General features: G+C 44.7%; 18 protein-coding genes and 3 tRNA genes. 8 read left to right on the top strand and 13 right to left on the bottom strand.

The window, feature by feature from the left end; all coding sequences use genetic code 11:
- Positions 1-5: 5 nt before the first annotated feature.
- The 5 genes from pilQ to F988_RS12675 are packed head-to-tail and all read right to left on the bottom strand — an operon-like array spanning position 6 to position 5,162.
- Positions 6-2,147, bottom strand: coding sequence for a type IV pilus secretin PilQ (pilQ, locus tag F988_RS12655; protein WP_010589334.1), 2,142 nt, complete (start codon positions 2,145-2,147; stop codon positions 6-8).
- A 60-nt stretch (positions 2,148-2,207) separates the two neighbouring features.
- Positions 2,208-2,735, bottom strand: coding sequence for a pilus assembly protein PilP (locus F988_RS12660; RefSeq protein ID WP_004683410.1), 528 nt, complete (start codon positions 2,733-2,735; stop codon positions 2,208-2,210).
- Between the two features lie 2 nt (positions 2,736-2,737).
- Positions 2,738-3,484, bottom strand: coding sequence for a type IV pilus inner membrane component PilO (locus F988_RS12665; RefSeq protein ID WP_004683412.1), 747 nt, complete (start codon positions 3,482-3,484; stop codon positions 2,738-2,740).
- Entirely contained in the window at positions 3,481-4,104 is a 624-nt protein-coding gene (locus F988_RS12670; protein WP_004683413.1) for a PilN domain-containing protein, read from the bottom strand. The genes F988_RS12665 and F988_RS12670 overlap by 4 nt, the downstream gene beginning before the upstream one ends.
- Positions 4,104-5,162, bottom strand: coding sequence for a pilus assembly protein PilM (locus tag F988_RS12675; protein ID WP_004683415.1), 1,059 nt, complete (start codon positions 5,160-5,162; stop codon positions 4,104-4,106). The genes F988_RS12670 and F988_RS12675 overlap by 1 nt, the downstream gene beginning before the upstream one ends.
- A gap of 162 nt (positions 5,163-5,324) precedes the next feature.
- Between F988_RS12675 and ponA the strand changes: the two genes are divergently transcribed.
- Positions 5,325-7,913 (top strand): penicillin-binding protein PBP1a, encoded by a 2,589-nt coding sequence (gene ponA / locus F988_RS12680; protein ID WP_026040046.1) that lies wholly within the window; start codon positions 5,325-5,327, stop codon positions 7,911-7,913.
- Positions 7,914-7,926: 13 nt separating this feature from the next.
- On the opposite strand, the gene F988_RS12685 is transcribed toward ponA, so the two are convergent.
- The 8 genes from F988_RS12685 to F988_RS12720 all read right to left on the bottom strand — a co-directional run bounded on the left by F988_RS12685 (position 7,927) and on the right by F988_RS12720 (position 17,236).
- On the bottom strand, positions 7,927-8,745 hold the full coding sequence (locus F988_RS12685; RefSeq protein ID WP_004683419.1) for a putative RNA methyltransferase: 819 nt from the start codon (positions 8,743-8,745) through the stop codon (positions 7,927-7,929).
- Positions 8,746-8,804: 59 nt separating this feature from the next.
- Positions 8,805-9,923 carry a phospho-N-acetylmuramoyl-pentapeptide-transferase gene (mraY, locus tag F988_RS12690; RefSeq protein WP_004678787.1) on the bottom strand — a complete coding sequence of 373 codons (1,119 nt, stop codon included), beginning with the start codon at positions 9,921-9,923 and terminating at the stop codon, positions 8,805-8,807.
- Positions 9,924-11,321 carry a UDP-N-acetylmuramoyl-tripeptide--D-alanyl-D-alanine ligase gene (locus F988_RS12695; protein ID WP_004683420.1) on the bottom strand — a complete coding sequence of 466 codons (1,398 nt, stop codon included), beginning with the start codon at positions 11,319-11,321 and terminating at the stop codon, positions 9,924-9,926.
- A 22-nt stretch (positions 11,322-11,343) separates the two neighbouring features.
- On the bottom strand, positions 11,344-12,843 hold the full coding sequence (locus F988_RS12700) for a UDP-N-acetylmuramoyl-L-alanyl-D-glutamate--2,6-diaminopimelate ligase (RefSeq protein WP_004683421.1): 1,500 nt from the start codon (positions 12,841-12,843) through the stop codon (positions 11,344-11,346).
- Positions 12,844-12,846: 3 nt separating this feature from the next.
- Entirely contained in the window at positions 12,847-14,679 is a 1,833-nt protein-coding gene (gene ftsI, locus F988_RS12705; RefSeq protein ID WP_004683423.1) for a penicillin-binding protein PBP3, read from the bottom strand.
- Between the two features lie 10 nt (positions 14,680-14,689).
- Positions 14,690-15,028, bottom strand: coding sequence for a cell division protein FtsL (gene ftsL, locus F988_RS12710; RefSeq protein WP_004683425.1), 339 nt, complete (start codon positions 15,026-15,028; stop codon positions 14,690-14,692).
- Positions 15,025-15,951, bottom strand: coding sequence for a 16S rRNA (cytosine(1402)-N(4))-methyltransferase RsmH (gene rsmH, locus F988_RS12715; RefSeq protein WP_004683427.1), 927 nt, complete (start codon positions 15,949-15,951; stop codon positions 15,025-15,027). The genes ftsL and rsmH overlap by 4 nt, the downstream gene beginning before the upstream one ends.
- A gap of 226 nt (positions 15,952-16,177) precedes the next feature.
- Entirely contained in the window at positions 16,178-17,236 is a 1,059-nt protein-coding gene (locus F988_RS12720) for an RNA-guided endonuclease InsQ/TnpB family protein (RefSeq protein ID WP_035330077.1), read from the bottom strand.
- Between the two features lie 20 nt (positions 17,237-17,256).
- On the opposite strand from F988_RS12720, the gene tnpA reads away from it, so the two are divergent.
- The 7 genes from tnpA (at position 17,257) to F988_RS12755 (ending at position 21,920) form a co-directional block, all read left to right on the top strand.
- Positions 17,257-17,670: an IS200/IS605 family transposase gene (gene tnpA, locus F988_RS12725; protein ID WP_004683430.1), complete on the top strand. Its 414-nt coding sequence runs from the start codon at positions 17,257-17,259 to the stop codon at positions 17,668-17,670.
- A gap of 220 nt (positions 17,671-17,890) precedes the next feature.
- Positions 17,891-18,199 carry a hypothetical protein gene (locus F988_RS12730; protein WP_004683432.1) on the top strand — a complete coding sequence of 103 codons (309 nt, stop codon included), beginning with the start codon at positions 17,891-17,893 and terminating at the stop codon, positions 18,197-18,199.
- A gap of 107 nt (positions 18,200-18,306) precedes the next feature.
- Positions 18,307-19,815, top strand: coding sequence for a glutamate--tRNA ligase (gene gltX, locus F988_RS12735; protein WP_004769930.1), 1,509 nt, complete (start codon positions 18,307-18,309; stop codon positions 19,813-19,815).
- Between the two features lie 58 nt (positions 19,816-19,873).
- Positions 19,874-19,949, top strand: a tRNA-Ala gene (locus F988_RS12740).
- Positions 19,950-20,004: 55 nt separating this feature from the next.
- Positions 20,005-20,080: transfer RNA gene (locus tag F988_RS12745), tRNA-Glu, on the top strand.
- A 113-nt stretch (positions 20,081-20,193) separates the two neighbouring features.
- Positions 20,194-21,600 carry an amino acid permease gene (locus F988_RS12750; RefSeq protein ID WP_004683436.1) on the top strand — a complete coding sequence of 469 codons (1,407 nt, stop codon included), beginning with the start codon at positions 20,194-20,196 and terminating at the stop codon, positions 21,598-21,600.
- Between the two features lie 244 nt (positions 21,601-21,844).
- Positions 21,845-21,920, top strand: a tRNA-Glu gene (locus tag F988_RS12755).
- Positions 21,921-21,939 lie beyond the last annotated feature (19 nt).

Below are 21,939 nucleotides of genomic sequence, written 5' to 3' on the forward strand. Positions count from 1 at the left end.
ATATATTAATGATTTCTGGTCAAGGTGTCATTAACAATTCTCGGGGTCACAAAAATAAGTAGTTCACGTTTATTTTCAGTTTTCGAATCACGACGGAATAATTTTCCAAGATATGGAATATCACCCAAGAATGGTACTTTGGTTTGAGAGTTATTACTGGTTTCTTCAAAAATACCACCCAACACCACAGTTTCACCATTATCCACCAATACATTGGTATCAATAGCATTTTTATTGATGGTTAGCTGCCCTGTTGGTGTTGCAGGACCTGGCGAATCTTTTGTAATATTCAATTTCATCATCACCTTACCTTCAGGAGTAATGCTTGGGGTTACATCCAAACTGAGGGTGGCGTTAATAAATTCTGTCTTAGGTACCGCAGTTGCCCCAGAACCTGAAGAAGAGGCATATGGAATTTGTGTACCTGCCTCAATTTTTGCGGACTGTTTATCTGCTGTCATTACTTTTGGTGTTGAAATGACTTCACCATAGCCATCTGCCTGTACAGCTGAAAGCTCTAAATCCAACATAAAGTCAGACAAGCTAATTAAGCCAAATGCAATACGACTGGCACCTGGCGTTACCGCTCCTAAATCCACATTCAAATTATCTGGACGTTCAATTGTATACTTATAACCACCTAACTCAGAATCTTTCTCAGGTTCTCTCAAATTCCACAAGGTTGTATCACTTCCACCTACCAATAAATTCCTATTATTGGTAATTCCTTGAGAAAGCACACCCCACTTCACCCCCATCTCTTTACTAAAATCGGTACTTGCACTGACAATACGTGCCTCAATCATCACTTGCTTAACCGACACATCCAATAAATCAACCATTTTACGAATTTGATCAATTTTTTGTGACGTGTCATTAATAATCAGTGTATTCGTGCGAGGGTCAGTAGAAACCGTACCACGAGGACTCAATAAACTCCCAACACTATCTCCCAATGGATCAGCATTATTATTCGAACCTGAAGAGCTGTTACCTGAGCCACTATTTTTACCCTGAGTAATTAATTTCTCAATATCAGCAGCTTTTGCATAACTAAGCTGAATATACTCTGTCTGCAATGGTGCCAGTTTAACGCTCTGTGCAATCGCTTTGGCTTCTTCTTCTTCTGCCTTAATTAACTCAGAAACAGGTGCAATCCAGATCACATTGCCATTACGGCGCTTATCCAAATTCTTGGTTTTTAATACAATATCCAGAGCCTGATCCCAAGGCACATCTTTCAAACGCAGCGTAATATTACCTTGTACGGTATCAGCTGCCACCATATTGATGCCAGTGAAATCTGCAAGAAGTTGTAAGACACGGCGTACTTCGATATCCTGAAAATCTAAAGAAATCTTATTACCTGTATAGATTTGTGATTTTGCTTTTGCTGGAGATTTATCCTCTGGACGTTTTAAACTAATCGTTAATTTATTTTCTGCCTGATAAGCCATATATTCATAACTGCCTGCAGACTGAATGGTGATCACACCATTACCTTTATCATTATAAGCATCCACACTGGCAACAGGGGTAGCAAAGTCATTGGTATTTAAACGACGTGCCAAGTGAGCTGGAATTTTATTGCCCATTGTGCGCACCACAATCTTACTACCTTGTTGCTGTACATCAACAGGGGTATTACCTCCCAAAAGGTCGATGACAACCAAGCCCTCGCCATCCTTGCCTCGTTGAAATCCAATATTAGATACGCCTTGTTGAGGCTGACGTGCTACCGTAGGCGCATTCGTTGCCGATGGTCGAACTGAATTAATTTTAAGAACAAAGGTGTTTCCCTCTACACGTGTGGTAAATGCACCTGCATCCTTTAAGTTCACAATGACACGAGAGCGCTGATCATCCGCAGCAACCTCAATGGAACTTGCCTCGCTGGTTGAAACTGGTATCGAGGTCTGTTTTAAACTTTGTTGTGCCTTATCAAAATCCAGGATCAAGCGGGAAGGTTGCTCAAGCTGATAGGCCTGTGGCTGAGGCGGCAAACCATTAAACATGACACGGATTTCTGTACCCTGATCGGCCAAACTCATTGGCACAATATTGGTCATACTCACTTGTGCTGATGCAACCTGCATGATTGCGATGGCAACAGCACCCATAGAAAACTGACGGAATGCATGATTCATGGTCTTCGCTTCCCCAAATAAAGAATCTTTAAACTGTTTTTTCATTGTTATTCCCTTAATCTACTGTGCTGGTCCAATTAAAACGAGTGTTCTAGGCCTTTCCACATAACCCTCTCGCCCATCTGGCACAATCTCCACCAAATCAATCTGAGTTGGACTAATTTTAATAATACGTCCCTGATTCATACCCAGATAACTACCTACCTGAACACGCTCAATCTGTCCATCAGGCGTTTGGATTAAGGCAATTGTATCATTGGATTTACCGCGCATACTGCCTTTCATAATCAGCGATTCCAAAGCATAACTCTCTAATGGCTGTGGCTGACGATTAAAATTAGGATAAACACGCTTACCTGCCATAATCTTAAGTTCAGCAGCCAGAGAACTTGGCATAAACGGGCTTTTTAACTGATGTGCTGCATAGTTAAATAATGGTACAGGTATAAATATAGGTGCAGGTTCAATCGGTAAAGGTGGCTGATTGCGAATTTCTGCCATCTGTTGATTGACTGCATCAATACGCGAATCACATCCGATCAACGACATGCCAATGAAGAAACATAGTAACAACTTATACTGGTTCATTATTACTCTCCTCCCTGAGCAGGTGTAGGTTGATTACTACCTGTTTGAGGTGCAGCAACCGTATCACTATTTGTTTGCTCATCCGCACCGACATAGCGATAAGTTTTTGCTTTTACCGTATAATTAATGACTGGAATATCAGATTTTTTCTCAGTATCTTGTTTTGCTTCAACCGTAAAATCATGCAAGGTTACAATACGTGGCAAGGCAACAATCCCAGTTGTAAACGCCCCAAATGCATGATAATCCCCCGTAGCTTCAATACTAATGGGCTGCTCAATGAAAAACTCTTGCTTAACTTCATTTTCCAGACGAATATTTTTAAACTTCAAGCCAGAGTTCACACCAGTCAAGTTAATGTCTTCAACCAGACTTGGAATTTCAGTCTCTTTAGGTAACTGTTCCAATTGCTGATTAAAGTTTGCTTCCATTTCCTGCAATTGTGTTTGATATTGTTGCAAATTACGCAGTTTTGAGTCTTTCTCCTTAAACTCATTCAGCAAGCTCTGCTCTTTTGCCTGTGCATTTGCGATTTCCTCCAACTGTGACTTGATCACCACAAAATAGCCAAGCGCAAGCACAGCCAGAAAAATAAAAATCCAGCAGGTTATTTTGACAGACGCAGGCCAGCTACCGTAGTTATTCATATCCAACGTATTAAATTGTTGGAAGAACTGCTCTACAGTCATCTTCTTTTTCTTGATCGCCACCGTCTCTTGATTTAAATCATCTGACTTCTCTAAGTTCATTGCGCCACTCCTGATGCTGCTGGATCAGCTTCCGCAGTTGTCCCTATTTCCCCTAAATCCACGGTTACAACAAAGCTTCCATAGTTTTCTTCAACACGTGGCACAAGAGATGCTGCTGTTTTATCTTTTTTCTCTTCAGCTGCCAGAAATGAATTCATAAAGGCATTGCGATACCAAGGTGATGCCTCAAGATTACGCAACAGTTCAGCCACTGTATTTGGACTTTCCGCCTTTCCTTCAATGGTGAACTTATCCCCTGTACGGGTAAATTTAGTAAGATACATGGTTGGCGGTGTCACACGTACCAGTTCATCAACCAGACGCACGGTTATTGGACGTTGCCCCTGCAATCCCTGAATCAATTTCATACGCTCGATAATCGCATTACGGCGCTCTTGCAGACCGTCTAGTGATTTTAACTGGGCATCCAGATTTTGGTTGGTACTGACAATCAATTGGTTGGCCTGTTCCTGATCATCCAACTTCTGATCAAAATACACCCAACCCGAAAAGACTGATGCAACCCCTAATGCAGCGACCCCAACACAAAATGCAACAAACTTTTTCTTTCGTTGTTCTCTTAGCTCATCACGCCAAGGGAGTAGGTTAATCTTTGCCATTAATCAAAACTCCTCAATGCTAGACCACATGCCACCATCAATGAGGAAGCATCATTTTCAATTTTTTTAATGTCAATCTGGGGAGAAAAGCCCATTTGTAAAAACGGGTTGGCAATCGTGACGCGATAACCTAGTTTTTGTTGTAATAATTTTGCCAGACCTGGGATATTCGCATTCCCGCCAGCAAGTAGAATGTGATCAATTTCATTGAATTGAGAAGAGGAGAAAAAGAATTGAAGTGAACGAGCGGCCTGTTGAACTACTGCATCAAGGAATGGTTCCAGTACTTCAGTGTCATAGTCATCTGGCAAGGTTCTTTCTTTTTTCGCACGGCCTGCCTCTTCGAAAGACAAACCATAACGGCTCTGAACATCCTGAGTTAATTGTCGACCACCAAACACTTGTTCACGAGTATAAATAATCTTGCCTTTCTGCATAACAGACAAGGTCGTCATGGTATGACCAATATCCAAGATACCAACGGTATTTGCGCCCATTGGCAATGTATCGGCAAATACGCTAAAGGCACGTTCCATAGCATAGCTTTCGACATCAGCAACTTTCGCGCTTAGACCAGCAAGTTCCAGAACTTCAACACGGGTATCCACGTTTTCAGTTCGTGTGGCCACCAAAAGTACATTGACACGATTCGGGTTTGCCAGACGGTCGGGCAGAACCTCAAAATCAAGGCTGACTTCATCCAAAGGGAACGGAATATATTGCTCAGCGTCCATACGGATTTGAACTTCTCGCTCTTCATCCGACATATCGGCATCCATTTCAATGATTTTATGAATCACCATTGAGGTAGGCACGGCAACTGCCACATGCGTAGTGTGAGGGTTCGCAAGGTTAACGACTCTTTCAAGTGCGTCAGCCACTGCTTCTGGATTGAGAATGCTTTTTTCCACCACACTATTTTCAGGCAGTGGCATCACGGCATAACTTTCAACCCAATATCTACCGTTCTTTACAGAGAGCTCTAATAACTTAACAGTTGTCGAACTAATATCGACCCCTACTAACCCCTTACTTGGTTTACGATATAACCTGAGCACAGTTCTTTCCTATTTATTTTTTTATCCCCAAAAGTACAACCCACTAATCTGTTTTGGTCTTTAATTGATACGGATACAATATCTCATCTAACAATCCGTATGTCTAAAGGATATACTGACCATAATTAGTTTGCCATTCGCTCTTATTAAAACTTACTTATTATGAAAAAGCTATCCAGTTCTGGTATTGTTCGGCCATTTTTTTTGATCCTTATTATTATCTTAGTCTCACTTCCAATGGGATTTTATGGCATGTATCTCTATCTAGCACCCTCATTGCCAGATATGAGTTCATTAAAAAAGGCACCTTTATTAAAACCATTGCAAGTCTATACGGCGGATAACAAGCTCATTGCTGAGTATGGTGGCAAACTCTCCATTCCCGTAAAGTATGAGGAAATTCCTACTACCTTTATCCATGCTTTTCTGGCTGCTGAGGATTCCTCTTTTTTTGAACACAACGGTATTAGCTTCAAGGGCTTGGGGCGAGCCTTAACTGAATCCGTGACAGGTTCGGATGTGCAAACAGGCGGTTCAACCATTACCATGCAGGTGGCAAAAAACTATTATTTAAGTCCTGAAAGAACTCTTAAACGCAAACTGACTGAAGTTTTTCTTGCTCGCAAAATAGAGCAAAACCTGACCAAGCAGGAAATCTTAAGTTCTTATGTTAATAAAATCTTTTTAGGCAAAAATGCTTACGGCATCGCGGCGGCGGCAAGAATCTATTACAACAAAAATATTAATGAATTAACTACAGCACAAATGGCAATGATTGCGGGCTTGCCAAAAGCACCTTCCAAATACAATCCTGTGGTCAACCCAGAACGTGCGCTTGAGCGGAGAAACTGGATTCTTGGTCGCATGCTGCAATTGGGTTATATCAATCAAGCCCAATACCAGAAAGCTGTTGCCGAACCGATTAACCTCAACATGATTGACCGTTCCGTAAGCAACGTCTTTCCTTATGTGGGGGAAATGGTACGGGCCGAGCTGGTTGAGCATTTTGGTGAACAGGCAATTGATTCTGGCTATAAGGTCTATACCACCATTGACAGTAATCGCCAGCGTTATGCAGAGGAAGCTGTTCAGGAGGGTCTGGAAGCATATGACCGCCGTCATGGCTGGCGCGGTCCTGAAGCGCATGATAAACCACTCAACCAGTTTATGGCCTATGCCAATACTTATCCAGCAGAAGTGGTTAAGGTCAATAATCATTCCTTTGATGCATTAATGCAGGATGGGTCCACAGTTACAGTGAATTGGTCAGGCATGTCCTGGGTAAGACCTTATCGTAATGCCAACAGCGTAGGTGGTGCGCCCTCAAATGCCTCACAAATTGTAAAAGTAAAAGATATCATCCGTTTGCGTCCAAATGAGAACAAGAGCGTCTGGTCTTTGGTTCAAGTGCCTAAAGTTCAGGGACAATTGATTGCCCTCAATCCAAATGACGGGGCAATTGAAGCGGTGGTTGGCGGTTATAACTTCTATCAATCCAAGTTTAACCGTGCTGTACAGGGCTGGAGACAGCCTGGTTCAACCATTAAACCTTTCGTTTATGCACTCGCAATAGAACGTGGCATGACCCCGTACACCATGGTGAACGATAGTCCAATCACCATTGGCAAGTGGTCCCCCAAAAACTCCGATGGACGCTATCTGGGGATGATTCCACTCCGTCGTGCACTCTATTTATCACGAAATACCGTATCAGTCCGACTGTTGCAAAATGTGGGTATTGAGCGTGCACGCCAACTGTTTATGGATTTTGGTCTGGAAGAGGAACAGATTCCCCGTAACTACACCATTGCGCTGGGAACCCCACAGGTACTGCCTGTACAAATGGCGACAGGTTATGCCACCTTTGCCAATGGTGGCTACCGAATCCAGCCCCATTTCATCAAGCGGATTGAAGATGCCTCTGGCAAGGTGATTTACGAGACCAAGCCTGAGTATGCGTGTATTCCATGTATTAATGATCCCAATGCGTATAATGAGCCACAACCCGAAGAAGCTGAAAAACAGCAAGAGGGTGACGTTAAGGAAATCACCAATCAGACTCTAGATGATGCAACTGCTGCTTCTGAAAGCCAAATTACAGCTACAGACTCTGATAAAGCAAGCAAAACCAACAGTGACTATCGTCAGGCACAACGTATTTTAAAATCAAGCTCGGCCTATGACATGGCAAATATCTTACGTGACGTGATTCAGCATGGTACAGGTCGTGCCGCACTCAAAATTGGTCGTGATGATCTGGGTGGCAAGACAGGAACCACCAATGATGCCAAAGATGCCTGGTTCGCTGGATTTAATGGAAAACTGGTTGCAATTGCCTGGGTTGGATTTGACCAGCCACGGACTCTGGGCCGCCGTGAATATGGTGGTGTCGCAGCCTTGCCAATCTGGACCAACTTTATGGCGAACTCACTAAAAGATACGCCATCTGCCTGGGTACGTCTGGATAGGGAGGCAAAAGAGCCTATTTCCCGCGATAAGCTACAGCTCCAGCAAGGCGACGACAAAAAGGAATATCGCGCCTCTCCACCGTTGGCACGTCCATTGTACCGTCCAGCACCACCAGTACCTGATCGCTCAGCACAAAATGACTTCTCAGACCTACCTGATTCAACCACAGGTGAGGAGCAAATCATGGTGCCAACCCAAAAACAGCCACCAGCAATGGGTTCCTCTCAACAGAATCCCCCACAAAGGGATCAGATTGAAAACCTCATCAATGAAATTCAGTAAAACAAACAGGCCATCAAATTGATGGCCTGTTTGTTTTCTGGAAAACATAAATTTGAAATGCGGCTGTCACTGCAAAATACTGTTGTTGCTCAATCGCCTTTCGCCGTTCTGGATTGGCTTTATATGCATAAGGGGTCATGGCTATCAGGTTCTTTAATGCCTGCTGATCCAATGACAAGGGTGCTTCAACAAGCTGTTCATGTTTCACTTCAAATTCAGCATTCAGTTGCTCAACAAATTTCTGCGGCTCATGCAGTTTGACCTGTTCAAATAATGCCTCACGCAATGCATAAAGATGTCTTGGTGCAGGTGTGGCAATGATTAGATAACCCTCATCTTTCAATACCCTTGTAATTTCCTGCTGAGGAATGGGACTAAATAGGCTGGTACAGACATCAACCGAATGATCCTGTACAGGCAATATTGCCCCTGTACCCACCACCCAGATTACCCGTGAATTGAGTTTTGCTGCCCTTTGCACTGCGGTTTTGGCAATATCAACACCAACACAGTGTTTTGTCCAAGGCTGCATGGCATGGGTATAGTAGCCCTCGCCACAGCCAATATCCAGAACCGCTTTTGGCTTGAGTTGTTGCAGCAACTCCACCATCACCTGCTGTAAGGGCTGATAAAAACCTGCCTGTAAAAATTCTCGGCGTGCCAGTACCGACTCTGGCGTATCCCCTGGGGTTTTACTGTGTTTATGCTGGACCACATGCAGATTAACATAGCCTTGTTTGGCCACATCATAATGATGCCCTTTTTCACACTGCCAAGAATTTGCGGCCAAATTCAATGCTTGGCGACAAACAGGACACATCAATACACTCATCTATTTTCTCCAAACATAAAAAAAGCTGGTATTCACCAGCTTCTCTCTTGAATCATGGCTTAACGTAATTTTAAGGTCATTAATCCCAACACAACCAGGAAAATGGTAATAATCCAGAAACGGATCACCACCTGGGTTTCTTTCCAGCCCTGTTTTTCATAATGGTGATGCAAAGGCGCCATGAGGAATACACGCTTGTTCCGCATCCGCAATGAACCAATTTGCAGGAACACCGAAACCGCTTCCATCACAAATACACCGCCCATAATCGCAAATACGATTTCCTGGCGAACCATCACCGCAATCGTTCCCAGCATTGCACCGAGTGCCAATGCCCCCACATCACCCATAAATACCTGTGCAGGATGTGCATTGTACCAAAGGAATGCCAGACCAGCACCCACCATGGCAGAACAGATCACCACCAGTTCCGATGTATATTTTACATAAGGAATATGCAGATAGTTGGCAAAACGGATGTCACCTGACAGATAGGCAAACACACCCAGACCTGCCGCAACCATGACAATTGGCATAATCGCCAGACCATCCAGACCATCGGTGAGATTCACCGCATTGGATGCTCCATTAATCACCAAATAAGTAAAGCCAATAAATGCCAACCCTAATGGAACAGCCGAAAGTGGGATGGAAAGGTTTTTAAAGAAAGGGATCAACAAGTCCAGCATATTCGCAGTATAAACAGGATTATCCTGTTGTTTGGCAATCATATATAGGGCAATACCTGCACCGAGCGAAGCAACTGAAGTCCAAAAGAACTTTTTACGTGCAGGTAAGCCCGCATTGTCTTTATAACGAACTTTAATCCAGTCATCTGCCCAGCCAACCGCACCAAATACCACCATCACACCAAGAACAATCCAGACATAAGGATTGGATAAATCTGCCCAAAGCAGTGTACTAATGCCAATTGAGAGCAGGATCAAAATTCCCCCCATAGTTGGCGTACCCATTTTCTTGGCATGGTTTTCAGGTGCGAAGGAACTTACTGCCTGACCATATTTTAATGCCTGCAATTTACGAATCATCACTGGGCCTAATACCAGCCCAATTGTTAAGGCTGTCAGTAAGCTCAATAAAGAGCGCAATGTTAAATAACGAACAACTTGAAAGGAACTGTTATAGTCCGCCAATTGCTCAAATAACCATAACAACATTTAAATTTTCTCCATCAAATCCGCCATCAACGTTTCCATATGGGTATAGCGCGACCCCTTGAACAGGAAACTGATCGGCTGGTGTTGATGTGTTTGAACTAAATTAACTAAAAATGCTAAAGCCTCTGCCTGTGTTGCACATGCACATAACTTTTCTGAATGCGCCGAACCCTGCTGGGCTGCCGTGGCAAACTCACCCACAACAACCAAATGGTCGAGTGGCAACGCTGACAGATCACGACCCAGATCATGATGCTCCTGCCAACTGCTGTCACCCAATTCGCCAATATCTCCCATCACCATGACTTTTAAGCCCTGCTGCTGCAACAACACCTGTGCTGCGGCACGCATTGAAGTTGGATTGGCATTATAGGTGTCATCAATAAATAAACAATGTTGCTGCTGAATGAAATTCAGACGGCCTTTCGCTCCCTGCGCCCGCTCCAAACCTAGGACAATATCATCCAGTTCGATACCAATCGCCAAAGCAAAAGCCGTTGCCGCCGCGGCATTCTGCACATTATGCGCCCCTGCAAATGGCAGGCTCACTGCTCGGCTACCTTGCGGGGTATGCAGGTTAAATTGTGCGGACTGTGGGTTAAGCTGAATTTCGCTTGCATACACATCACCGCCCTCGCCAAAACTCAGGATGGAGTGATTGCCTGCATTTTGGCGAATGGTGGCCGTGAAATCATCATGTGCAGGGACAACTGCGCTACCGTTCGGCAAGATATGTGTGTAGATTTCTGACTTGGCACGGCAAATTCCATCACGTCCACCAAACTCACCCAAATGTGCTGTTCCAATATTCAGAATCCCAGCCACATGCGGTTGTACCAAATTTGAGGTGTAATCAATCTCACCCTGATGACTGGCTCCCAACTCCATCACTGCATACTGATGTTCTGGACGCAGTTCCAGCAACATCATCGGCACACCTAAATCATTATTCAGGTTACCCCGCGTAATCAGGGTGGGTGCCAAACGAGACAGGATACTGCCCAGCATTTCCTTGGTGGTGGTTTTGCCACTACTGCCTGTGAGGGCAATCACCTTGAGCTGTGGATTCTGCTGACGGCGATAGGCGCCAAGCTGCCCCAAGGCCACACGGGTATCTTTTACAATCAGTTGGGCAATATCCGCATCAACTGGTCGCTCGACAATGGCGATCTGGCAACCCTGTGTCGCCACTTGCTTTACAAAGTCATGCGCATCAAAACGCTCACCCTTTAATGCAAGGAAAGCATCACCCTCTTCCGCATGACGTGAGTCAGTCAAAATTCGCTTAATTTCCCCTTGAGGAATCTTATGCTGATGCCATTCACCCTGAGTTGCCTGTTGAAGTTGCTCTGCGGTCCAGGGAGTAAGTGGAACGGTACTGGTGGTTGAGGTATGCATGGTTTTTATTTACCTTTTGACCCTATTGTGCAGGATAAGCCGAATCTACAGAATGTGACTGTGCAGCAATTGCTGACTGTACTTCCACCACATCATCAAACCAGTGACGAACCCCATCAATTTCCTGATAGTTTTCATGCCCCTTGCCTGCAATCACCACAATATCTCCTGCCTGTGCATGTGCCACCGCAAATTTAATCGCTTCACGACGGTCATGGATTTCATGCACAATATGATCAGCAAAATCAATTCCCTGCTTCATATCTGTAAAAATCTGTTCAGGATTTTCAGTACGTGGATTATCAGACGTTAAAATCACAGGATTGGCATGATCCAGTGCGGCCTGAGTCATGAGGGGTCGCTTGCCTCGATCACGATCACCACCACAGCCAAATACTGCCCAAAGCTGTCCAGTGACATGCCGTTTTAAAGTGGTTAAAACCTGAATCAAGGCATCAGGGGTATGGGCATAATCTACCACAAATAAACGCTCGGCATCCTGTATCACCTGCATCCGCCCTGGTGCACCCTTGAGCTGTGGTACAAACTGCACCAGATCAGCCAGGGCAAAACCTGCATATTCTGCTGCAATCAGGCTCGCCAATAGGTTTTCAACATTAAAATGCCCAAGGAGTGGACTTTGAACTGTATAACGACCCGCTGGGCTAATAAGCGTAAAACTTGCCCCACTCAAACGGTATTGCAAATCGGCGATATGATAATCGGCATTTGTCTGGGTCAGGGAATAAGTCAAAATTTTTGGCTGGGATGGATTGGCTTTGGCTGCATCCAGCATGAGACTGGAATGTGTATCATCCAGATTAATGATGACAGCTTTTAAGCTTGTAAACCTGAACAGCAAAGCCTTTGCCGCAGCATAGGCTTCAAGTGTGCCATGATAATCCAGATGGTCTCGACTTAAATTGCTATAAACCGCAATTTCAATCTCACAGCCATTTAAACGGCTTTGCTCCAGACCATGTGAACTGGCCTCAAGTGCAACAAAATTGGCACCCTGTTTGGCATAGTCATGCAATGCGTTCTGCAACTGCAAAGCATCTAAAGTGGTATGTGTTGATGGCGTAAGGTTTGGCAGAATGCCATTGCCCGTTGTCCCCATCACTGCACAGCCTTGGCCCTGTGAGCTAATCAGTTCAGCAATCAGGCGTGAAATGGTGGTTTTACCATTGGTGCCCGTGACCGCAATTCCACGCAGCGCTGTTACAGGATCGACTGCCTGCAAATATTGTTTCTGCCATTCACCCATTAAATAACGGACTTCGGGACAGACCCATTCATTTGCAAGGCCTAAATCTGTTTCACTAATCACCGCCAATGCACCCGCATTCAAGGCATTCTCAGCAAACAAGCGTGTTTTTTCAGGTTGACTATAACTATTTAAGGCAATAAATATTTGCCCCACTTCAATCTTGCGGCTATCCAGACAGAAACCTTTAAACGGTTGCGTATACCAAGCCGCATCTATGCTGATTTGATGTATCTGTTGAAAACTAATCGACATAATCTACCTACGGACTGGGTTTTTTGGAGTATCTAAGGGTTTATCCAGTGGCACATTGAGCAGGCGCAAGGACTCCTGCATCATTCGTGCAAACACAGGTGCAGCCACCAAACCACCGTAGTAGCGTCCCTGTGGATTTTCCACCACTACAATCATGGCCAAACGTGGATCACTGATCGGCGCAACCCCTGCGAATAGAGCGCGGTACTCATTATTGGAATAGCCTTTGCGGTCTGCGCGCAACTTGTGTGCGGTTCCTGTTTTTCCGCCCACACGGTAGCCAGCAATATTGGCCTGAGTCGCAGTTCCACCCGGCATAGTGACCTGCTCCAGCATCATCAACACTTGATCGGCAATTTTAGGATCAAGCACCTGCTTGCCCTCAGGTGGCCGATCCAGTTTATGCAGGCTTAATGGTACTTCTACCCCATGATTTGCCAAGATGGCATAACCTTGTGCCAACTGCAAAATTGTTGCATTTAAGCCATAACCATAGGCCATCGTCCCCAATTGTGACAGATTCAATTTATCACCTGAGTACAGCAGACCTGCACTTTCCCCTGGAAATTTAACATCTGAACGATGCCCAAAACCAACGCGGCGGAAGAAAGAGGGGATGGCATCTTTAGGCAAAGACAAGGCGAGTTTGGCTGACCCCACATTGGAAGATTTAACGATAATACCTGTCAGGGTCAATGCACCATAGTTATGGGTATCGCGAATTGTATGTGAACCCAAACGCATCGAACCTGGTGAGGTGTTGACAATGCTGTTCGGCGTGTATTTGCCACTTTCTAATGCCGCCGCAACGGTAAACGGCTTCATGGTTGAACCTGGCTCAAACATATCAATGGCGCCACGGTTACGCATCGCGTCCTTATTGGAAAGCCCATTTTTATCATTCGGGTTATAGGACGGCCAACTGGTCATTGCCAAGATTTCGCCCGTTTTCACATCTACCGCAATCGCGGTTGCAGAACGTGCATTATTCGCCACCCCTGCGGCGGTCAGTTCACGGTACATGATGTACTGCAAACGCGAATCAATGCTGAGGGTGATATTTTCGCCCGATTCAACTTCTTTAATGACCTCTGAAACCTTTAAACGGTTGCCTTTTTTATCCCGAATAATTTTTTGCTCACCATCCAGCCCTGCCAACTGTTTGTTCAGTTGCATTTCCAGACCTTCAATTCCTGTTCCTTCACTATTGGTCAAGCCAATAATCTGTGCATTGGGTTGGGGCTGAGGATAGTAGCGTTTATAACTTTTTTCCGCGTAGACACCCTGAAAGTTACGCTTAACAATTAAGTCAGCCTGTTGCGGCGGAATTTCCTTTTGCAGCACTAGATAGCGTGACCGTGGGCGATCACTCATCTGCTTTTTCAGGCTCTGGCGATCAATACCCACCGCATCCGCCAACTCATCTAGATTCAGGTTTTTATCAGGCAACTGGCGTTTTAATTTACGACTGGTCGGTTCTTTTTTGAGCTCAGCCATCGTTTCATCATAAAGCTGTTTGGTTTCCCAATAATCCCTTGGGTCAATGACAATCTTCATAATTGGGGTGCTGATCGCAAGTGGCACGCCATGACGGTCACTGATCACCCCACGCATGGCCTCTAAACGTTCAGTCCGCAGAATGTTGGCATTGGCCTTGTTCTGCAAGAAATCCTTATTAATCACCTGTACATAGAAAGCACGCGCTACAATCACCACAAAGCACAGCAGCACCGTTCCCCAAAGCAGGTAAAATCGCCACATATCCAGCGCAAGGGTGGGTTTTTCCGAAATGGACTGCTGTTTTTTTCGTATTGGTTTGCTTCGCTTATCTGCCATACAGCATACCTTATTTGTCTTGCTTTGAAGTCATAGGGAGAGAAATCACAACCGTTTGTGCCGCGGGTGGTGAAAACATGCGTAATTGCGTGACCGCACGGGAACCAATCTGTGCCGTGGCACCAAAGGTTTGCTGCTCAATCAGCAAACGGCCCCATTCCGCGTTTAAATCATCCTTTTCACGCATGTAGGCACTTAAGTCACGATAATCATGGCGATACTCAAATACCTGAAACACCACCATCATTGCACTAACAAACACCAGCGCAACAAGTACAGCGTAAACAACAACCTTTTTTAGTCCCTTGTTGCCGCTTGATAAAATATCATCATTGTTGTTATTGTTCATTGCTTGCCTTTTTGCTCTAAACGCTCCGCCACGCGCAACCATGCGCTCCGCGAACGGGGATTTGCCTTGACTTCCGCTTCACTGGCACGAACACGTGAAACTTTCTTTAAACGTCGGGTATCCACCTGTGCCTGTGGCATGCCCCAGCCTGAATCTTCAGCCAAACTCGATTCTTTTTGAATAAACTGCTTGATTAAACGGTCTTCCAGAGAATGAAAGCTGATCACCGCTAACTGCCCTTTTGCCTTGAGCAATTCTACCGCCTGCGGCAGGAATGTCTCAATGTCATCCAGCTCTTTGTTGATGGCAATACGAATGGCCTGAAAGCTACGGGTTGCGGGATGCTTATGCTTTTCCCATTTTGGATGTGCGGTTTTGACAATTTCAGCAAGCTGCGCGGTGGTGGTGATTTCACCCGCCTGCTTAATTGCCTTGGCAATACGGCGGCTATAACGCTCCTCACCATATTGATAAATAATATTGGCCAGTTTTTCTTCTTCGATTTCAAGCAGCCATTGTGCTGCGGTTGGACCCTGCGAATTATCCATCCGCATATCCAGTGGCCCGTCCTGCATAAAGCTAAAGCCACGCTCTGCCTGATCAAGCTGCGGCGATGACACGCCCAAATCCGCCATAATGCCATCGACTTCAGTAATGCCAATTCTGGCAAGCTCAGCCTGAATATCGGCAAAACTGGCATGGATGATCCTGAAACGGGAATCTTCCTGTTCCAGTTGTGCCGCAACCTCAAGCGCCTGGGGATCTTTGTCAAATGCGTAAACACGCGCATTTTGATCCAGCTTTGAAAGTAACAGTCGGGTATGTCCGCCCCGACCAAAGGTGGCATCGACATAAATGCCTGTGTCGCGACCTGCCAATACGCCATCAACGGTTTCATGAAGTAAGACAGAAATATGCGACATAAGAAATAGATCAATAGCTAAAAATGTAACTGCACATTATTACCTTGTTTTATGCCAGTACCAAACGACTTTTTGTAGAGAATTCTTAAATTTCTATAGATAAAACCGTTTTCTTCATCTTTTTTGCAAAAAAAGCAAATACATGCTGTGTATTTGCTTTTCACGTTTATTGACGCAGCTTTTGTTCTGAGTGTTTATTGCTTCTCTGATTGACATCCTCCCTGACCTAAAGGACGGGGATTCCTACTGCTAGACGCTCATGTCCGAGCGCAAGAATATTCAGTGCGGAATTTACATCCCGATCATGGAGCGTACCGCACTCCATGCACTGCCATTCTCTTATTCCTAAGCCTGACCTACCTTTCGGACTACTGGAGCGTGAGCCACAGCACGAGCAAGTTTGGGTGGTATACGCTTCATTGACTTCTTCATACCATACCCCTGCGTTCTCGCATTTATACTTGAGCATGGTTCTTAGTGTTGTCCAACTTGCATCTAGCACTGATTTAGCTAATTTAGTTTGTGCGAGCGCTTTGGCATTCACATTGCCAACGAAGATTGCTGCATGTTCATTCACCAGTTTATGGCTGAATTGATGCAACATGTTTTGACGTATATTTTTAATCTTGGCGTGAATCGCTTTGACGCGTTTCTTATTTTTTGCACGTTGAGCAATGCCAAGTTTTTGTTCATATTGGCGATAGATTTTAGGGGCTTTGAGCTTTATACCATCTGAACAAGTAGCTAAGTCTTTTAATCCCAAATCTATACCAATTGAGGTTTTAGCGCTGGTTTTCTCTGTTTTAATTGAATCAACTACAAGACAGACATACCAACGCCCACGACTATCCTCTACAAACGAGCCTGTTTTAACATTGTATTTGCTTAGTCCGTAGCTGTCCCATAGTTTGAATTGATGCTTGCCGTATTGAACATAGCCATTAGCATATTTGATTGCTACTTTCTTGAACGGTATCCAGCCCAATGAACGCCTAGCTGATTTTTTATTGCTGACTCGCCATTTTAATTTTGCTTTTTTGAATTGCTTTCTGCGTGTAATGAGTTCTTCTGTTATGGCTTGAATGGTTTGACTATGCAAATTGCATTCTTTCGATGTGCCTTTTGTGTATTTAGCAATATCGTATGCTGAAAAGAATTGTTGTTTTCGTTGTAGATGTTTAAAACACAAATCATTCACGTAATTCCAGACAAAATTCACCTCAGATGCCATCTGATTTAGCACCTTGCAATGTTTGTCTTTTATGCGTAATTTAAGTGTTTTCATACTTAAAATATATTTGGTCTATGAGTAATAGTCAAGAGATTAGAACAGGTCGCCACTGTGTTTTTAATATGCACGTTCATTTAGTCTTTGTAGCTAAATACCGCAGAGATGTTTTTACCAAAGCCATGCTTAAAACCATGCAGGAAGTATTTGAACGTGTCTGCTTAGACTTTGAAGCTGAGTTGGTAGAGTTTGACGGTGAACATGACCATGTACATTTGCTCGTCAATTATCCGCCTAAAGTCGCTATTTCTAGTTTGGTAAATAGCTTGAAAGGTGCATCTAGTCGAATTTTACGAACCAAACACCCTGAAATTAAAAGCAAATTATGGGGTAATGCCTTGTGGTCGCCTAGTTACTTCGCTGCATCATGCGCAGGTGCGCCTATTGGGATTATTAAGCAGTATATTCAACAACAGCAAACACCGCATTAATGGCTTACGCCAGTCGCTTATATCCTCGGGCTAAACCCCGAGGTTTTACGCTCCAATGGGTAAATATTGGACATAAAATTAATGGAACTTTATCTTTTTTTGCAAAAATGTGATGCCATTCCACTTTTTCATTAATATTTATGTTTAAATTGTATCATTAAAGCAATAGTATATTTGCTTAGTTAGTCTTTTAGACTCGAAATCATGTAGGGGCGTATCAATGCGAGCATTAAAATTAAAAAAAACACTATGCTTAAGTCTATTTTTGGCATGTTCAGTCCAGTTCGGGCATGCTGCTGCAATTAAAGAAAGCAGTAACATAAAAACGATTGATAAATCGACCTCATCTTCACTTATCGGCAAGGCGCTGGATCAGCAAAAACGCAACATCAGTATGATTCCAGCGACAGATGATGAATTGAAAATGCTGAACACCATCCGCACCACGCCAACACAGAATTTCTTTGCAACGCAGAACCAGCGTTTTTCACGTTTTGTGCAGAGCCTGTTCCAGCAGCAAAATTCCTGATCTTTTAAATATGTAGTCCCCTTGCATGTTTAAATGAGCCTAGTCATGTCGTGACTAGGCTTTTTCGTTATAATGGTGTCAATTTTATTTTAAAAACTCATTTCTCTATGAAAGTTCGTACCCGTATTGCACCTTCTCCTACAGGCTTTCCGCATGTAGGCACTGCCTATATTGCCCTGTTCAACCTGTGTTTTGCCAAACAGCATGGTGGTGAGTTCATTCTCCGTATTGAGGATACTGACCAGCTTCGCTCAACGCCCGAATCTGAAAAGATGATTCTGGATTCTTTACGCTGGCTGGGTCTGAACTGGTCGGAAGGTCCAGATGTGGGTGGGCCGCATGCGCCTTATCGCCAGTCGGAACGGATGGGGATCTATAAGCAGTATGCTCTGGAATTGGTTGAAAAAGGTCATGCTTTCTACTGTTTTGCAACCGCGGAAGAACTTGACCAGATGCGTGCTGAACAGCAGGCGCGTGGCGAAACACCAAAATATGATGGTCGTGGGCTAAAATTATCACAGCAAGAAGTGGAACGTCGTCTTGCTGCGGGCGAGCCCCATGTGATCCGCATGAAAGTCCCTGAACACGGTGTATGTAAGATCAATGACCTGTTGCGTGGTGAAGTGGAGATTCCATGGGCACAGGTGGACATGCAGGTATTGTTAAAAACTGATGGCTTGCCGACCTACCACCTTGCCAATGTGGTTGACGATCACCTGATGGAAATCACCCATGTATTGCGTGGTGAGGAATGGCTACCTTCCGCACCAAAGCACCAGTTGCTGTATCAATATTTTGGCTGGGACATGCCAACCCTGTGCCACATGCCTTTATTGCGTAACCCAGACAAATCAAAATTGTCTAAACGCAAAAATCCAACCTCCATCAACTATTATCGCGACATTGGCGTGTTACCAGAAGCCCTACTCAACTATTTAGGCCGTATGGGCTGGTCAATGCCAGATGAGCGTGAGGTGTTCACCTTAGGGGAAATGGTGGAAAACTTTGATGTACAACGTGTTTCACTAGGTGGTCCAATCTTTGATGTTGAAAAACTCAACTGGCTGAATGGTCAATGGATCAAGGCACTGACTCCTGGACAATTGCTGGACCGTTTACTGGCATGGAAAAATGACCGTCAAACGCTGGAAGATATTGCCGCCGCCATTCAGCCACGTATTAACCTGTTGTCTGAAGCAGTAAACTGGGCAGGTTTCTATTTTAACCACATGCCTCAAATTAGCAAGGAGCAGTTTGAAAGCAAGAAATTGACTGAAGAACAGGTTCGCCAAAGTCTACAGTTTGCCATTTGGCGTCTGGAAAGCCAGTTCACCTGGAACAATGACACAGTCAGCCAGACCCTGATGGACTTGGCAAACCAGATGGAAGTGAAGCTGCGTGACTTCATGCCTGCATTCTTTATTGCGATTGCAGGTTCAACCAGCTCCACGCCTGTCATGCAATCCATGGTGACTATTGGGCCTGACCTGACCTTTGCCCGTCTACGCCATGCGCTTGAGATTATTGGCTCTCCAAGCAAGAAAGAACTGAAAGTTTGGGAAAAGTTGAATGAAACGCTGAAATTGCCGAAAAATGATGCAAACAGTGAAAATTAATTCAATCTAATCATTGACGTGTGATGGCAATCCTCCTAAGATTGCTGTCACACATACTGGGGTCATAGCTCAGTTGGTAGAGCGCTACAATGGCATTGTAGAGGTCAGCGGTTCGATCCCGCTTGACTCCACCAAGTTTCTTATGTGTATTTTTCATCTGCGCCATGCAGATAAATGACTGCCTCACCTGTCCCTATCGTCTAGAGGCCTAGGACATCGCCCTTTCACGGCGGTAACCGGGGTTCGAATCCCCGTAGGGACGCCATATTCTGTTTATCCAATAATTATACTTTTCTCTCAATCTTTCCATTATTCAGATTGCACATTTCCGAATTTTCCATAAAATAGCCGCTTCTTCATGCTTGGACAAATTGTGCTATGCAATCTTCCAACTCAAATGCGAATTCAGAAACCAAGGCACTGAAACGTGCGATGAGTACCCGCCATTTAGTCATGCTTTCTTTAGGTGGTGCAATTGGTACAGGTCTATTTCTTGGTTCTGGTGAAGTCATCGCCCAAACAGGTCCAGTAGCTGCCATCATTGCCTATATTTTAGGTGGCCTGATCGCCTATATGGTCATGCTCTGTCTAGGTGAACTGGCGGTACACATGCCTGTAGCGGGTTCCTTTGGTGCATATGCGCAAAAATACATTGGTCCAGGTACGGGATACATGATTTCCTGGGTCTACTGGCTGACATGGACCGCAACCCTAGGGACCGAATTTACGGCTGCGGCCTTGCTGATGCAGGAGTGGTTTCCACATATTTCCATGTGGATCTGGACCATTATCTTTGCCATCACCATTTTTGCATTGAACCTCAGCTCAACCCGTATTTTTGCTGAATCTGAATTTTGGCTGGCACTGGTTAAGGTGGTGACTGTGGTTGCCTTTATTATCCTGGGTTTGCTGGCAATTTTCGGCCTGATTCCTTTCCACGGTGCCGAGTCTGCCCCCTTATTCCACAACCTTACTGCACAAGGCTGGTTTCCTCAGGGACTGGTTCCAATTTTCACCACCATGCTGATTGTAAACTTTGCCTTTTCAGGCACTGAACTGATTGGCGTAGCGGCAGGTGAAACTAAAGACCCTGCGGTGAATGTGCCAAAAGCCATCAACGCCGCAATCTGGCGGTTACTGATTTTCTTTGTCGGCACCATCGTGGTGATTAGTGCCTTATTGCCATTTCAGGTTGCAGGCCTGGGTGGTGAAAGTGTAAGCAACAGTCCTTTTGTGACTGTGTTTAACTACATTGGTATTCCTTATGCCGATGACATTATGCGCTTCGTGATTATTACCGCACTGTTGTCTGCCGCCAATTCTGGTCTGTATGCAGCATCACGGATGATGTGGTCATTGTCCGCCCAGCGCCAGCTTCCACAGGTGTTCTCACGCCTGTCAAGTAGCGGCACACCTATAATCGCGCTGGTGGTCACCATGTTTGGTGCAATTCCAGGACTGTTATCAGAGCATTTTGCCCCTGAAACCATTTTTAAGAATTTACTCGGTATTGCCGCTTTTACTATGGTGATTGTGTGGATGAGCATCTGCTGGAGTCAGTTCAACTTTAGACGTGCATGGTACAAGGCTGGTCACTCCGCAAAAGACCTCAAGTTTGCTGCGCCACTTTATCCGATTGTTCCGATTCTGGGTTTTGTCTTCTGCTTTATTACAGGTTTAAGTATGGCGGCAGATCCTGAAATGCAGGCTGGCTTTATCGGATGTTTACTGTTTATTGCAGCCTGTTATCTCAGCCATTATATTTTCTATCGTGACCGTACATAAAATTGGCTCAATAAAAATGCACTTGCACTTCGCCAAAGCTTCAATCGCTTTGGCTTGCTCAAGTTGCATTTTTTATCTCCATAAAAGGTGATTTGGCTGAAACAACTGACCTTAAAACTATTTTTGCTTATTTATTCCGCACAACGCTTTATTTTTAGACACCCACAAGATTTTTTTAGATTTTCTTTGGAAAAGTGTTTGACAGCCTACCTAATTCAACCTAATATACGCCCACCTCTGAAACGTCCCTATCGTCTAGAGGCCTAGGACATCGCCCTTTCACGGCGGTAACCGGGGTTCGAATCCCCGTAGGGACGCCAATATTTATTATTGTTTTCA

The sequence above is a fragment of the Acinetobacter parvus DSM 16617 = CIP 108168 genome, from assembly GCF_000368025.1.
Taxonomy (GTDB): domain Bacteria; phylum Pseudomonadota; class Gammaproteobacteria; order Pseudomonadales; family Moraxellaceae; genus Acinetobacter; species Acinetobacter parvus.

Bases quoted from the DNA above. Each gene is read 5' to 3' on its own strand.
- ftsL (WP_004683425.1), bottom strand. From the start codon at position 15,028: ATGAACAATAACAACAATGATGATATTTTATCAAGCGGCAACAAGGGA.
- F988_RS12730 (WP_004683432.1), top strand. From the start codon at position 17,891: ATGCGAGCATTAAAATTAAAAAAAACACTATGCTTAAGTCTATTTTTG.
- ponA (WP_026040046.1), top strand. From the start codon at position 5,325: ATGAAAAAGCTATCCAGTTCTGGTATTGTTCGGCCATTTTTTTTGATC.
- F988_RS12750 (WP_004683436.1), top strand. From the start codon at position 20,194: ATGCAATCTTCCAACTCAAATGCGAATTCAGAAACCAAGGCACTGAAA.
- mraY (WP_004678787.1), bottom strand. From the start codon at position 9,923: ATGTTGTTATGGTTATTTGAGCAATTGGCGGACTATAACAGTTCCTTT.
- gltX (WP_004769930.1), top strand. From the start codon at position 18,307: ATGAAAGTTCGTACCCGTATTGCACCTTCTCCTACAGGCTTTCCGCAT.
- rsmH (WP_004683427.1), bottom strand. From the start codon at position 15,951: ATGTCGCATATTTCTGTCTTACTTCATGAAACCGTTGATGGCGTATTG.
- F988_RS12720 (WP_035330077.1), bottom strand. From the start codon at position 17,236: ATGAAAACACTTAAATTACGCATAAAAGACAAACATTGCAAGGTGCTA.
- tnpA (WP_004683430.1), top strand. From the start codon at position 17,257: ATGAGTAATAGTCAAGAGATTAGAACAGGTCGCCACTGTGTTTTTAAT.
- F988_RS12660 (WP_004683410.1), bottom strand. From the start codon at position 2,735: ATGAACCAGTATAAGTTGTTACTATGTTTCTTCATTGGCATGTCGTTG.
- F988_RS12685 (WP_004683419.1), bottom strand. From the start codon at position 8,745: ATGAGTGTATTGATGTGTCCTGTTTGTCGCCAAGCATTGAATTTGGCC.
- F988_RS12670 (WP_004683413.1), bottom strand. From the start codon at position 4,104: ATGGCAAAGATTAACCTACTCCCTTGGCGTGATGAGCTAAGAGAACAA.
- F988_RS12700 (WP_004683421.1), bottom strand. From the start codon at position 12,843: ATGTCGATTAGTTTTCAACAGATACATCAAATCAGCATAGATGCGGCT.
- ftsI (WP_004683423.1), bottom strand. From the start codon at position 14,679: ATGGCAGATAAGCGAAGCAAACCAATACGAAAAAAACAGCAGTCCATT.
- pilQ (WP_010589334.1), bottom strand. From the start codon at position 2,147: ATGAATCATGCATTCCGTCAGTTTTCTATGGGTGCTGTTGCCATCGCA.
- F988_RS12695 (WP_004683420.1), bottom strand. From the start codon at position 11,321: ATGCATACCTCAACCACCAGTACCGTTCCACTTACTCCCTGGACCGCA.
- F988_RS12665 (WP_004683412.1), bottom strand. From the start codon at position 3,484: ATGAACTTAGAGAAGTCAGATGATTTAAATCAAGAGACGGTGGCGATC.